The following is a 13,695-nucleotide window of genomic DNA, read 5'->3' on the forward strand; positions in this document are numbered from 1 at the left end:
AAAAATTTAACAAATAAATCTCAAATTTTTTTTTCACTTTTGTACGCATATGAATTACCCATTATTAAACGTTCCTGAACGTCCTGCTAAACCACGCCAGAATGGCCTTACAATGGTTATGGATAAAGGATTAAGCCTGCGCCAGGTGGAAGATTTTATTGAAGTTGCCGGTGTACATACAGATATCGTAAAATTAGGCTGGGCGACATCACACGTGACGCCAAAACTTAAAGAAAAATTAGCTTTATATAAAAGTGCCGGTATTCCTACCTATTTCGGAGGAACATTGTTTGAAGCTTTTATCATACGTGACCAGTTTTCAGATTATCAGCGCATTTTAGACCAATATGGAATGGAATATGCTGAAGTATCAGATGGTTCTATTGAAATTGAGCATGACTTGAAATGTGGCTACATTACTGAACTGGCTAAACAGGTTACCGTAATTTCTGAAGTGGGCAGTAAAGATGCAGCTAAAATATTTGCGCCATACAAATGGATCAAATTAATGAAGGCTGAAATCGAAGCTGGCGCATGGAAAGTAATTGCGGAAGCACGTGAAGGTGGAAACGTAGGTATTTACCGTGGTAGTGGCGAGGTTCGTGAAGGTTTAGTTGATGAAATTTTAACGCAAATCCCTGAAGAAACCATTATCTGGGAAGCACCACAAAAAGAACAACAGGTTTGGTTTATCAAATTAATCGGAACAAATGTAAACCTGGGCAACATTGCACCGGCCGAAGTGATTCCATTAGAAACCATTCGTTTAGGGTTAAGAGGCGATACGTTCGACTATTTCCTAAACCAGACAAAATAAAAATACTGACCTTGCGAGGCAAAAAGCAATCTTAAATCTGCTGATTTAGTCTGATTGCTTTCTGCTTCGCATTGACGTAATATACACATGAAAACTTACGGCTTAATCGGATTTCCGCTATCTCATTCTTTTTCTAAAAAGTATTTTACAGAAAAATTTTTAAATGACGGCATTGCTGATCATCAGTATGAGCTTTATTCTATCGAAAACGTCAAATCTCTTCCTGATTTATTAAGTAGTAATGAATCAATTTGCGGTTTAAACGTTACCATTCCACATAAAGTAAGTGTTTTGCCTTTCTTAAATGAGATTGAAGAAGCTGCAGAAAAAATTGGCGCAGTGAATTGCATCTGTGTAAAACGTTTTCAAGGCGAGACTTATTTAAAAGGTTTCAATACCGATGCCTATGGTTTTGAGAAATCTTTAACTCCACTCTTGCAACCGCAACACACCAAAGCCTTGGTTTTTGGCGATGGCGGAGCAGCCAAGGCCGTTAAATACGTATTAAAGAAACTAAAAATCGAATTTCAGGTGGTGGTGCGCAGCGTAACAGAAAATGCCATCTTATATTCCGAAGTAACACCTGAAATTTTAGCTAGCCATAAATTACTGATCAACACTACGCCCCTGGGCATGTCGCCGAATATAGATACATTTCCGGAAATAGATTTTACACATATCGCAGACCAGCATCTGGCATATGATTTGGTTTACAATCCACTGGAAACTACCTTTCTTTTAAAAGCTGCAGCACGTGGGGCGGTTACTAAAAATGGCCTGGAAATGTTGCATCAACAAGCGGAGAAAGCCTGGGCAATATGGAATAGATAGTTTTTCTCTGTGTTAAGGCAAGGAACAATAATCAAGATTATAAAGAACAATGAAGTTAAAATACATCATCCTTTTTCAAGTTGTTCTGCTGATCACCTTTTCGGCATGCCGGGATAATGATTATAGTCCTAAACCGAGAGCTTACTATCGCATTGAGTTTCCAAAAAAAGCCTATCAAACAATGTTAGCGCCCATGCCATTCCGTTTTGATTATCCAAAATATGCTACATTGGAGAAAGATCTAAGTCGCGATGCTCAAAAGAACTGGTATAACCTTCACTTTAAACAATTTAACGGTTACCTGCATTTAACTTACTATGACGTAACGGGCAAAGGGGAATATGAAAACATGGTGGAAGATGCGCGAAAATTAGCCTTTAAGCATACCATCAAAGCCAGCGCGATTGATCAGAAAGTAATTTATTATCCCGATAGGAAAGTATATGGCATTTATTACGCAATAGAAGGCAATACTGCTTCTTCTGTTCAGTTTTTCTTAACAGACAGCACCAAACATTATTTCAGGGGTGCCTTATATTTCAACGAGCGTCCTCAATATGATTCGATTGCACCCGTAATCAGTTTCATTAAAAAAGATATAGATACCTTAATCTCTAACTTCAGGTGGAAAAACCAATAACATTATGATTACCGTAAAAAGCTTAACATTTAATGCCTATAGTGAGAATACATATGTTTTATTTGATGAAACAAAGGAGTGTGTAATCATAGATCCGGGAATGTATGAGGGCTACGAACAAAATGAGCTGGTTTCTTTCCTCAAGGAAAATGGCCTTAAACCCGTTTTATTGCTGAATACACATTGCCACATCGACCACGTGTTCGGAAATAAATTTGTATTTGATACCTACGGATTGAAACCACAGTTTCATAAAGGAGAGCTGGAAGTCTTAAATGCGGTTCCGGCTTATGCACCGGCAATGGGTTTTACGCAATACCAGATTTCTCCGCTTCCAGACACTTTCTTAACGGAAGCCGATACGATCAACTTCGGAAACAGTTCGCTTTCTATCATTTTTGCGCCTGGCCATTCACCTGCCCATTTATGCTTTTACAGCAAAGCCGATCATACTTTAATGGGTGGCGATGTGTTGTTTCAGGGCAGCATCGGCCGGACAGATCTTCCCGGCGGGAATCATCAGCAATTAATTCAAAACATTTCACAGCGCCTGTTCGTTCTACCTGATGAAACCACAGTTTATCCGGGCCATGGTCCGGCTACAACTATTGGTTACGAGAAAAAACATAACCCATTCTTCTAAATGCGAGCGAAGGAAGTAGATCCTGTGCAATTAATGCACAATTGTTTGTTTCACATTTTCCAACTTACATTTTAACTATCTTTACCGCTGTGAATACGCCCCTATATATTGCAAAACGTTATTTGTTTGCAAAAAAGTCTACCAATGCCATTAACCTGATATCCGGCATATCTATGGTTGGTGTTATGGTTGGCAGTGCGGCGTTAATAATTATTCTTTCGGTATTTAATGGTTTAGAAACAGTGGTACTCGGGCTGTTTGATACGATGACACCAGAACTCGTTATTGTGCCAGCGAAGGGAAAAACGTTCGATCCAAATACAAGCTATTTTTCTTCACTGCAAAAAAACAAAGCAGTCTTTTCTTATACCGAAGTACTGCAAGAAAATGCGCTCCTTAAATACAACCAGAAACAGGCTGTTGGCATGGTAAAGGGCGTAAGCTTAGCCTATTTAAAAAATGCCAAGCTCGATAGTTCGATCCGTGAAGGCCATTTCACACTACAGAATAAAAGCGGGTATACGGCCGTAATCGGCTCGGCTTTGCAAAGTCAGCTTGCCGTAAATACAGTTGATCCATTTACAGAACTGGAAATTTTCTCTCCTAAAAAAACAATCGCAGTTAATACATTAAACCCGACAGAAGATTTTGTAAATAAAAGCATCAGGGTAAGTGGCGTATTTGAAGTGCAGCAAGAGTTCGATAACGGGATTATCGTTCCATTAGCTTTTGCAAGAGAACTGCTTGGCGAAGAGAAAAATGTTTCTACCATAGAAATTAACCTGCAGGAAGGAACCGATGTAGATCGTTTTAAAAAAGAAGTTGCCAGCAATCTTGGTGAAGGCTTTGAAGTGCGCAACCGGGCAGAGCAAAACCGATCGCTCTACCACATATTAAATACAGAGAAGTGGGCTGTTTATATTATCCTTACCTTCATTCTCATCATTGCTATTTTCAATATTATTGGTTCTTTAACCATGCTGGTGATCGATAAAATGAAAGACATTGCGATCCTCAGCAGCCTTGGCGCAAGCAAAAAACTCATCAAACGCATTTTTTTATTCGAAGGCATGATGATTACCATGTCGGGCTGCATATTAGGCCTTATAATAGGACTGATTTTCTATTATGTTCAGCATAATTATGGCATCATTAAAATGGGCGAAGCAAACTTATTAATGGATTCTTATCCAATCGGACTTAAATGGAAAGACTATCTTTTAGTGTTCTTAACCGTTGGATTTTTCTCATTTCTGGCATCAGCTTTGTCATCAAATTTAAGCGTTAAAAAGATAGACCAAATTAATCAAACTTTATAAGAATGAAATTAGTTAAACAGGCATTTGTATTTGTTGTAATCTTCGGATTGGCTATTACAGCTTGTAATAGGAAGGAAAAAGCCGCAGCGCAGGAGAGTGATGTTAAGGTTGTGAAAGGATTATATAGTTTCGGGCCGGAAATGAAATCCTTTACCATGTGTGATGATGGCCGTGAATATTGGGTGGCTGATAGCGTTAAAAATCTGGAGCTTTCTTACAGCAACCTTAATTTCGAAAAACCATACGAACCAGTATATGTAGAACTGGAAGGCTATTTTGCAAAATCAGATACCTCTGCGGTTTCAGCCGATTTTGATTCTACACTGGTGGTTACGAAAGTATTAAAAATCAGCAAAGAAATTCCTGACGGGCCTTGTTCACAATAGTTTCATACCAGTATTAATGATGTTATTATTTCGCCAGGAACCGTGATAAAAATAAGTCACCTTAATACTAATCTTAAAATAGTCGCCTTTAGCTGAAAACATTTAAATTATTGCCAGACTAAGCAGCTAATATAAAGCTTCAGGTCGTGAATGGTAAAAGTCAACTTCATGCTGATTAAAATTCTCCTTAACCAAAAAGAGCTCCGATAAAAATCGGAGCTCTTTTTGGTTTTATTAATATGGTGTTCCAGCTACCAATAGATACCATAAAGTGCAACCAGTAAGCCAACAATGATTAAGGCACCCACGGCAAAGCCTGGGGTTGTTTTAAACATACTCGAATCAATTTCAAGTCCTTTTGGATTGGCAACTCCTTTTCTATACTCAGTTAAGCTGATTAATACCATTCCTAAAATACAGAACACAAATACAATACCCATTCTATCTAAGAACGGAATTTCATAAATACCCGCTGCTGTTTTAACAGAGAATCCTATTCCTGATAAGAAAGAAAGATCCACCATTCCCGGTAAGAATTTTAACAACAACGACAAGCCAAAACCACCGATAGTGGCAAACAATGCCGCGTTTGAGGTAGATCTTTTCCAGAAGAAACCTAGAATAAACATGGCGAAGATACCCGGAGATACAAAACCTGTATACTCCTGAATGTATTGGAAACCACCTTTTTTATCGATTCCTAAGTGAGGTGCAATTAAAACACCTAAAACCATAGCCACTACAACCGCAATTTTACCGGTAAATACCAGGTCTTTTTCAGAAGCATCTGTTTTTAAAACCTTTTTATAGATATCTAAAGTAAAGATTGTTGCAATACTATTTGCCTTACCAGCCAGTGAAGCTACAACTGCAGCCGTTAATGCCGCAAATGATAAGCCTTTTAACCCGGCAGGCAATAAGTTTAACAATACCGGATAAGCACGATCCGGGTTTACAGAACCATCCTGCATCATTTCTGACTGGAAAGCACCATCTTTATATAATACATAAGCTGCAATACCAGGAAGCACCACAATAATCGGCATTAATAATTTTAAGAATGCAGCGAAGAGTAAACCACCACGGGCTGTTTTTAAATCGGCTCCTAAAGCGCGTTGAGTAATGTACTGATTACAACCCCAATAGTTTAAATTCACAATCCACATCCCACCAACCAGCACGCTCAAACCTGGTAAATCAATGTAATTTTCGTTGTCTGGCTTTAAGATCATTTGGAAATGTTCTGAAGCTTTTGAAGTCATTAAGCTATAGCCTTCAAAAACACCTGATGTACCGTAATGTGTAGAAACCAGGTTTAATGCCAGATAAGTAGTTGCTAAACCACCCAGAATTAAGAAAAACACCTGAATAACATCAGTATAACCAATTACTTTCATCCCGCCCAGGGTAATTAAAATGGCGAATGCGGCAATGGCATACATACAAAAAGTTAAATCAAAACCAGAGATACTGCTTACCGCCAATGCACCTAAATACAAAATAGAGGTTAAGTTAACCACTACATATAGTAACAGCCAAAACACAGCCATAATCATCGCTACGGTACCGTTATACCGCTGATGCAGGAACTGAGGCATAGTAGCAATTTTATTCTTGAGGTAAACAGGAATAAAGAATACGGCAACGATTACAAGTGTAAGTGCACCCATCCACTCGTAGGTAGCAATGGCTAAGCCCATTTTGAAGCCGGAACCACTCATCCCAATAAACTGCTCTGCAGAAATATTTGAAGCGATTAATGAGGCGCCAATTGCCCACCAGGTAAGAGACCCTTCCGCTAAAAAGTAATCCTTAGAACCTGTGGATGCAGATTTTTTCTTATTGTAGATGTAAAGACCGTAGGCTGCTACAATAACGAAGTAGATTGCAAATACAATGTAATCCTTCGTGTCCAGTAAGTTATGTTTCATTGAATGATAAAAGGTTATTTGGTTTAGAAATCTAAATGTAGTAAAATCATAAATCAATATTCACATTTTTTTAAATAAAAAACGTTAAAAAGACGTTTATTAATCTATGATCTTACTTAAACATTGATTTTAGATGTATCTGTTGATCAGATTTTCAAGATATTCTTGTCTGCCACTCCTCACTTCCGGTTCGCCATTTTCTGCAGCATAGTTTCTTAAATCTTCCAAACTCAGCTTTCCTTGTTCAAATTCGGCACCTTTACCGCTATCGAAAGAGGCATAGCGTTCTGTCCTTACTTTTTTGTAATCAGATTTTTGAAGGATTGCGTCAGCAGTAATTAAAGCACGGGCAAAAATATCCATGCCACCTACATGAGCATAAAACAAATCTTTTGGATCTGTAGAATTTCTGCGGATCTTGGCATCAAAATTTACACCACCACCCTGAAGGCCACCACCTTCTAAAATGATTAACATGGATTCTGTTAATTCATTAATATCATTCGGAAACTGATCAGTATCCCAGCCGTTTTGGTAATCACCTCGGTTGGCATCAATTGATCCCAGTAAACCGTTATCAACGGCAACCTGTAATTCATGCTGGAACGTATGACCAGCTAAAGTAGCATGGTTTACCTCCAGGTTTAATTTAAAATCGTTTAATAAATCATATTGTTGCAAAAAGCCTTTCACCGTAGCTGCATCATAATCGTATTGATGTTTCGATGGCTCACATGGTTTAGGCTCAATAAAGAAGGTTCCTTTAAATCCTTGTTTGCGTGCATAATCTTTCGCCGTGTGTAAAAATTGCGCTAAATGCTCTTGCTCACGTTTCATATTGGTATTTAATAAGCTCATATAACCTTCTCTTCCACCCCAGAACACATAGTTTTCACCGCCCAAAGCAATTGTAGCATCTAATGCCGCTTTAACTTGTGCAGCACCATGTGCCAAAACTTTAAAATCCGGATTGGTAGAAGCACCGTTCATGTAACGCTCATGGCTGAATAAATTTGCAGTACCCCAAAGTAACTTCACACCGCTATCTGCCTGCTTTTGTTTAGCATATTCTACCAGTGTTTGTAACCTTTGTTCGTTTTCAGCAACATTATTTCCGTAATCAACAACGTCAACATCATGGAAACAATAGTAAGGCAATTGCATTTTAGTAATGAACTCAAATGCAGCGTCCATTTTATCTTTTGCCCTTTCAATGGCATCTTTCTTTTCATCCCATGGAAAAACGTGTGTTGAGCCACCAAACGGATCTGCACCATTACCATTAAATGAATGCCAGTAAGCACAGGCAAATTTGAAATGCTCATTCATGGTCTTTCCCGCCACTACCCTATCGGCATCATACCACCTGAAGGCTAATGGATTATCACTTTCCAGACCTTCGAATTTAACCTGTTCAATGCCTTTAAAAAATTCTTTTTCTCCTGTTACTACGTTTTTCATTGTACTCTTATTTTGCGGTTCTGTTTATAATAATTTGATTAAAATTTCTTTCCATTCCTGGTAAATCGGCTCATATTGCTCCGAATTTTGCGGGTTTAAGGTTTTGATTGCCTGGTGTTGCGTAAAAGCATCTTCAGCATTTTTAAAAATTCCGGCGCCTATTCCAGCACCCAAAGCTGCCCCCACGCTTCCATCGTTCTCATAAAGTTCAACGGGAATACCGGTTACATCTACAAAGGTTTGTGCAAATACATCACTCAAAAACAGATTTGCCCTGCCTGCACGAATCACTTTTGGCTGCATGCCATTTTCCCTCAGGATATCTAAACCATACCTGAAAGAAAAAGCAATCCCCTCCTGTACCGCCCTGAAAATATCTGCCTGCTGATGAAGGTTTAAATCGATGCCGATTAATTGGCCACCCGTAAATTTATTGTTCAACATTCTTTCTGCGCCGTTTCCAAAAGGCAATACTTTAAGTCCTTTACTGCCAATCGGTGCTGTTGCAGCCAGTTTATTTAAGGCAGGGTAATTGGTATCCGGAGCGAAATTGTGTTTGGCCCAACGGTACATGCTTCCTGTTCCGTTAATGCAAAGCAATACACCGGTGTGTTTCTTTTCTTTGGTGTAGGTTACATGCGCAAAAGTATTTACGCGTGATTGCTGATCGTAAGTTAGTTCATCACTTACGCCGTAAATTACACCGGAGGTACCCGCAGTTGCCGCAACTTCGCCAGGTTTAAATACATTTAGCGATAAAGCATTATTAGGTTGATCGCCAGATTTATAAGAAACCGGGATTCCGGCTGTTAGTCCGAGTAAACCCGCCACTTCTTCGCTTAATGTTCCATGAGCTGAAAATAATGGCTTAATTTCCGGGATCAATTTCTCATCAAAACCATAATATTCCATTAAATCGCTGGAAATTTCATCATTTTTGAAGTCCCAGAAAATGCCCTCAGATAGCGCCGGGATGCTGGTGGTAATATCTCCTGTTAATTTCATGGCAATATAATCGCCGGGCAACATGATTTTATCAATCTGGCGATAAACATCCGGTTCATTTTCTTTTACCCATGCCAGTTTGGATGCGGTGAAGTTTCCCGGAGAATTTAATAAATGCGAAAGTGATTTATCGTGACCAATGGCTTCGAATGCACCATCACCTAACTCCACAGCACGGCTATCGCACCAGATGATGCTGTCTCTCAACACATTTTGTGCCTGATCTACCACCACCAAGCCATGCATCTGATAGGCAATACCGATTGCTTTAATTTCCTTCGGATTGAAAGCCCCGGTAGCATTGAGCCTTAAAATAGCCTGTTGTACATTCTTCCACCATTCTGCAGGCGACTGCTCTGCCCAACCGTTTTTTACTGCTTTTATTTCTGTTTCTTCATCCGGATATTGAACGGTAGCCACACATTTCCGGGTGCCTGCATCTACTGCTGCAACCTTAATTGAAGAGGTGCCAATATCTATCCCTAATAAATACATTCTTTTTTAATTAATTTTTTAATATCTGGTTATGCAAACGGTTGCATAAAGTTAACGGTAAAAATCCTAATCGCAAATTTTTTAGCTTTTATTAATTATTTTTAACAAATAAGATTAGGATATAGATGTAGCGTATGGTTACCAGAAATGAAAAATAGTGCTTCTGGAAGGTATTAGCTTAATAATTATTCATTTTCATTAATTTGCACAAAATTAAATTTGATTATGCAACAAATATCATGGGATGATTTTGAAAAGGTTGAACTCAGAATCGGAACAATTATAGAAGCTTTAGAATTTCCGGAAGCCAGACGACCAGCTTATAAGTTAAGGGTAGACTTCGGTGAATTTGGAATCAAAACCAGCAGTGCCCAGATTACTAAACATTACAGCCTTACAGAATTAGTAGGCAAACAAATTATCGGCGTGATCAATTTCCCTAAGAAACAGATCGGCAAATTTATGTCGGAATTTTTGGTGACCGGTTTCGCAGATGAGAACGGTGATATTGTATTATCAGCGGTTGAACGGAAAGTACCGAATGGCAGTAAGCTGGTTTAGGCTGGCTTTGTAACGATTGTGCAGTGCATTTTATTTTTAGCCTTGATTGGAATGCCAGCTCCCGATTTTTTCTAATCGGGACTATAATGGAAAGCAGGACCGAACCACCCGACAAGCACTGCCATTGCGCTCCTCATCAATTAAAGTCAGCATGAAAGATTGCCTATATTTGCACCATGAGTTTTTACAATTTTGAAGAAACAAATTCCGAGGAAGAAGATATCCACTATATGAAACTGGCTTTGGAAGAAGCTAAAAAGGCATTGGCAGCGGATGAAATTCCAATCGGTGCAATTGTGGTGAGCAAAAACAGAATTATTGGACGGGGTTATAATTTAACGGAGCGTTTTAATGACGTTACCGCACACGCAGAAATGCAGGCCTTTACTTCTGCAACACAAACCATCGGTGGCAAATATTTAAAAGACTGCACTTTATATGTAACTATAGAACCTTGCGTAATGTGTGCCGGCGCCAGTTACTGGACTCAAATAAGCCGGATTGTTTACGGGGCAAGGGAAGAAAAACGAGGCTTTATTTCTAAAGGTTCTAATCTCTTACACCCAAAAACCATTTTAAAAGGCGGCGTAATGGCTGATGAATGTGGATTGTTAATGAAAAGTTTTTTTGAGAAGAGGAGATGAGGGAGTAGTAATTAGTATCAAGTAGCGAGTATCAGGTATCAAGACTAGACGTTAAAGCAAAGAACTGATGTATATTAGTAGTAAGTAGCTAGTATCAGGTATCAAGACTAAATGCTAAACACCTTAATGATCCTTAATTTCTTAATATTTTTAACGCGAAAAGAAAAAAGACCGATATGCACACCCTAACTTAATAATCCTTAATTCCTTAATGTTTTCAATAAAAATAACGCCTATACTAACTTATGGTTTTGAATTTCTTTTATCCAGTCTCTTGATTTGAATAAGCAAGTCTACTCTATGTTAAGAACCAAAATACCATTTGATGATAATAACATGAACAAATCTTAACCTACGAATGTTATATTTGCTCAACAAACATTTTTAAATTTAAAACATAAAACTATGGCTTTTGAATTACCAGCGTTACATTACGCTACAGACGCATTAGAACCGCATATTGATAAAACTACCATGGAAATTCACCATGATAAACATCACCAGGCTTACGTAACCAACTTGAACAAAGCTGTTGAAGGTAAACCAGAGGCGAATTTAAGCATCGAAGAAATTGTTAAGAACATTTCAAAATATCCTGCTGCTGTTAGAAACAATGGTGGTGGTCACTATAATCACTCTTTATTCTGGAACGTTTTAGGTCCAAATAAAGGTGGCGAGCCAACTGGCGATTTAGCTAAAGCGATTAACGAAACTTTCGGTTCTTTCGCTGAGTTAAAAACTAAATTACAGGAAGCTGGTGCAACTCGTTTCGGATCGGGATGGGCTTGGTTATCGGTTGGTGCTGATAAAAAACTTCAGGTTTCATCTACTCCAAACCAGGATAATCCTTTAATGGATGTTGCTGAAGTAAAAGGTACACCTATCTTCGGTATTGATGTTTGGGAACACGCCTATTATTTAAAATATCAAAACAAACGTCCGGATTACTTAGCTGCAATCTGGAATGCTGTGAACTGGGATGCTGTTGCAGAACTTTACAAAAAAGCATTGTAAGCAAAACAATATAGTTAAACAGGAAGGTCTCGGTGTAAAAACCGGGACTTTCTTGTTTTAAGATAATTACCTAACTTTACCACAATTAAAATATTCGAAATGAAGAGGGTTATATTTTTACTTTTAGTTTTAGCTGGAATAAGTGTTGCAGCGAATGCGCAACAAAACAAGATGCCAACGCCAGATGAAATTGCGAAAAAGAACGTGGACGATTTAGATAAAAGGCTAAAATTAAATGATACCCAGAAAAGTGTAATTTATCGTTTCACTTTTAACCAGGCCAAAGAACAGGCAGATTTGGTTAAAAGGCAACAAGCTGGAAATTCCCGGGAAGAGGATGTAGATAAATTTTATAAGCTTCAGAACGAAACGTCGAAAAGCATTCGCAATGTATTAAAAGGCGAGCAACAAACCGAATACGACAAAGTGATTGAAGAACGTTTAAGTGGTAAATCTGCTAAAAACAAAAGCAAGAAAAAGAAAAAAGGTGACGAGCCAGAGGTAGAAGGCGACATTAAAGGTTTACTTTCAGCACCTCCGTTAGTGCCTCAAAAACAGTAATAACATTCTTTTATTTCCAGGTTTAGGATTTGCTTCTGCGGTTTGAACGAGACTTTCTATTCGGGGGCCTGAGTTAAATCCCTACAATATCCTTCTTCTTTTTTTGTTTCATTGCTTTGGGAATAATTTCTAAGATTTCATCTTTTAAAGCATTTAACATTCTCTTTTTGATAAAATTTTTGTGTGTAACCAGACTGATTTCCCTTACTGGTTCAGGTGATTTGAAATGACGGATTTTACCGGTTTGCTTGGCACTTAATTCAGCGATAGCTAATTCTGGTAATAATGTGGCGCCGCCATTTAAATCCACCATTCTGATCAGTGTTTCTACACTCCCGGTATTGTATTCTAAACCTTGTAATCGATTGTTTTTTGTAGAGCGACAAATATTCAACACCTGGTTGCGCATGCAATGCCCTTCATTCAGCAGCCAGATATTTTCTTCATTAAGATCTTCTGCATCTACCGCTTTCTTTTTATAGAGCTTGCTATTTTTACTGATATAGCTGACAAAGTTTTCATAATAAAGTGGCGTTTCAGAAATATTGGCATCGGTTAATGGCGTAGCTAAAATTCCACAATCTAAAACGCCTGTTTTAAGGTGATGAATAATATCCTCTGTGGTGTATTCCCAAATCAACAATTTAAGATCGGGGTATTTCTCCAGCATAGCAGAAATTACTTCGGGCAATAAATAAGGGGCAACTGTAGGGATTACACCAATTTTAAGCTCTCCTAAAACATCCTGCTGCTGACTGCTGATTAATTCCTTAACCTTTCCGCTTTCCTGTAAAATAACCCGTGCCTGTGCAATTACCTGTGCACCGATTTCTGTCGGAAAGACTGGTTGTTTACTGCGATCAAATATTTTAACACTTAATAACTCCTCTAGTTTTTGCACCTGCATACTTAAGGTTGGCTGGGTTACAAAACACTTATCTGCAGCCGTTACGAAACTTCTGTAGGTATCAACTGCAACAATGTATTCTAGCTGAACTAAAGTCATATAGTCTAAATTTATTTATTTATCCAAAGATATAAATTTTAACTATAATTAAAATTAGGGAGTGATAGAATTAGGAAATGAATGATTGACAGAATGAATAAGTATTGAATGAATGCGTGAATATTTGACTATTAACCTGCAATTGTAATTAATGCCCAAGCTTTCAACATTCTCTCATTCAAACATTCAATTCCTCTTTCATTCAAAATTAGCGAATAACTGAATTATATTAAATGATAAGATCGCCAATCAACATTCTCTCATTCAAAATTAGCGAATAACTGAATTATTGAATGATAAGATCGCCAATCAACACTCACTCTTTCAAAATTAGCGAATGACTGAATTATTGAATGATAAGATCGCCAATTAACATTCTCT

14 protein-coding genes are annotated in these 13,695 nt (G+C 38.1%); 10 read left to right on the forward strand and 4 right to left on the reverse strand.

All coding sequences use genetic code 11. The features are described 5' to 3' along the window. Positions 1 to 49: 49 nt before the first annotated feature. The 6 genes from GJU39_RS04400 (at position 50) to GJU39_RS04425 (ending at position 4,636) form a co-directional block, all read left to right on the forward strand. Complete coding sequence (locus GJU39_RS04400) at positions 50 to 817, forward strand: phosphosulfolactate synthase (protein WP_154279487.1); 768 nt, start codon at positions 50 to 52, stop codon at positions 815 to 817. 87 nt (positions 818 to 904) lie between these two features. Next, on the forward strand, positions 905 to 1,648 hold the full coding sequence (locus tag GJU39_RS04405; RefSeq protein ID WP_154279488.1) for a shikimate dehydrogenase family protein: 744 nt from the start codon (positions 905 to 907) through the stop codon (positions 1,646 to 1,648). A 49-nt stretch (positions 1,649 to 1,697) separates the two neighbouring features. Continuing rightward, complete coding sequence (gene gldD, locus GJU39_RS04410) at positions 1,698 to 2,288, forward strand: gliding motility lipoprotein GldD (protein WP_154279489.1); 591 nt, start codon at positions 1,698 to 1,700, stop codon at positions 2,286 to 2,288. 4 nt (positions 2,289 to 2,292) lie between these two features. After that, positions 2,293 to 2,931 carry an MBL fold metallo-hydrolase gene (locus GJU39_RS04415; RefSeq protein ID WP_154279490.1) on the forward strand — a complete coding sequence of 213 codons (639 nt, stop codon included), beginning with the start codon at positions 2,293 to 2,295 and terminating at the stop codon, positions 2,929 to 2,931. Positions 2,932 to 3,020: 89 nt separating this feature from the next. Then, positions 3,021 to 4,250 (forward strand): ABC transporter permease, encoded by a 1,230-nt coding sequence (locus tag GJU39_RS04420; RefSeq protein ID WP_342448176.1) that lies wholly within the window; start codon positions 3,021 to 3,023, stop codon positions 4,248 to 4,250. A gap of 2 nt (positions 4,251 to 4,252) precedes the next feature. Next, entirely contained in the window at positions 4,253 to 4,636 is a 384-nt protein-coding gene (locus GJU39_RS04425; protein ID WP_154279491.1) for a hypothetical protein, read from the forward strand. Between the two features lie 251 nt (positions 4,637 to 4,887). On the opposite strand, the gene GJU39_RS04430 is transcribed toward GJU39_RS04425, so the two are convergent. From GJU39_RS04430 to GJU39_RS04440, 3 genes are all read right to left on the reverse strand, one after another. Continuing rightward, positions 4,888 to 6,567 carry a sodium/sugar symporter gene (locus GJU39_RS04430; RefSeq protein ID WP_154279492.1) on the reverse strand — a complete coding sequence of 560 codons (1,680 nt, stop codon included), beginning with the start codon at positions 6,565 to 6,567 and terminating at the stop codon, positions 4,888 to 4,890. 129 nt (positions 6,568 to 6,696) lie between these two features. After that, positions 6,697 to 8,028, reverse strand: a complete 1,332-nt coding sequence (gene xylA, locus GJU39_RS04435) for a xylose isomerase (protein ID WP_154279493.1) — start codon at positions 8,026 to 8,028, stop codon at positions 6,697 to 6,699. Between the two features lie 24 nt (positions 8,029 to 8,052). Further along, the gene (locus GJU39_RS04440) at positions 8,053 to 9,528 is read right to left on the reverse strand and encodes a xylulokinase (RefSeq protein ID WP_154279494.1); all 1,476 of its coding nucleotides are present in this window, start codon (positions 9,526 to 9,528) and stop codon (positions 8,053 to 8,055) included. A 225-nt stretch (positions 9,529 to 9,753) separates the two neighbouring features. Here GJU39_RS04440 and GJU39_RS04445 point away from each other — a divergent pair, with 225 nt between their 5' ends. From GJU39_RS04445 to GJU39_RS04460, 4 genes are all read left to right on the forward strand, one after another. Continuing rightward, positions 9,754 to 10,089, forward strand: coding sequence for a tRNA-binding protein (locus tag GJU39_RS04445; protein ID WP_154279495.1), 336 nt, complete (start codon positions 9,754 to 9,756; stop codon positions 10,087 to 10,089). Between the two features lie 176 nt (positions 10,090 to 10,265). Next, positions 10,266 to 10,733: a nucleoside deaminase gene (locus GJU39_RS04450; RefSeq protein ID WP_154279496.1), complete on the forward strand. Its 468-nt coding sequence runs from the start codon at positions 10,266 to 10,268 to the stop codon at positions 10,731 to 10,733. A 405-nt stretch (positions 10,734 to 11,138) separates the two neighbouring features. Further along, positions 11,139 to 11,747 carry a superoxide dismutase gene (locus GJU39_RS04455; RefSeq protein ID WP_154279497.1) on the forward strand — a complete coding sequence of 203 codons (609 nt, stop codon included), beginning with the start codon at positions 11,139 to 11,141 and terminating at the stop codon, positions 11,745 to 11,747. Between the two features lie 99 nt (positions 11,748 to 11,846). Continuing rightward, on the forward strand, positions 11,847 to 12,308 hold the full coding sequence (locus GJU39_RS04460) for a hypothetical protein (RefSeq protein WP_154279498.1): 462 nt from the start codon (positions 11,847 to 11,849) through the stop codon (positions 12,306 to 12,308). Between the two features lie 73 nt (positions 12,309 to 12,381). On the opposite strand, the gene GJU39_RS04465 is transcribed toward GJU39_RS04460, so the two are convergent. After that, the gene (locus GJU39_RS04465) at positions 12,382 to 13,314 is read right to left on the reverse strand and encodes a hydrogen peroxide-inducible genes activator (RefSeq protein WP_154279499.1); all 933 of its coding nucleotides are present in this window, start codon (positions 13,312 to 13,314) and stop codon (positions 12,382 to 12,384) included. Positions 13,315 to 13,695 lie beyond the last annotated feature (381 nt).

The sequence above is a fragment of the Pedobacter petrophilus genome (assembly GCF_009674725.1).
Classification (GTDB): Bacteria; Bacteroidota; Bacteroidia; order Sphingobacteriales; family Sphingobacteriaceae; genus Pedobacter; species Pedobacter petrophilus.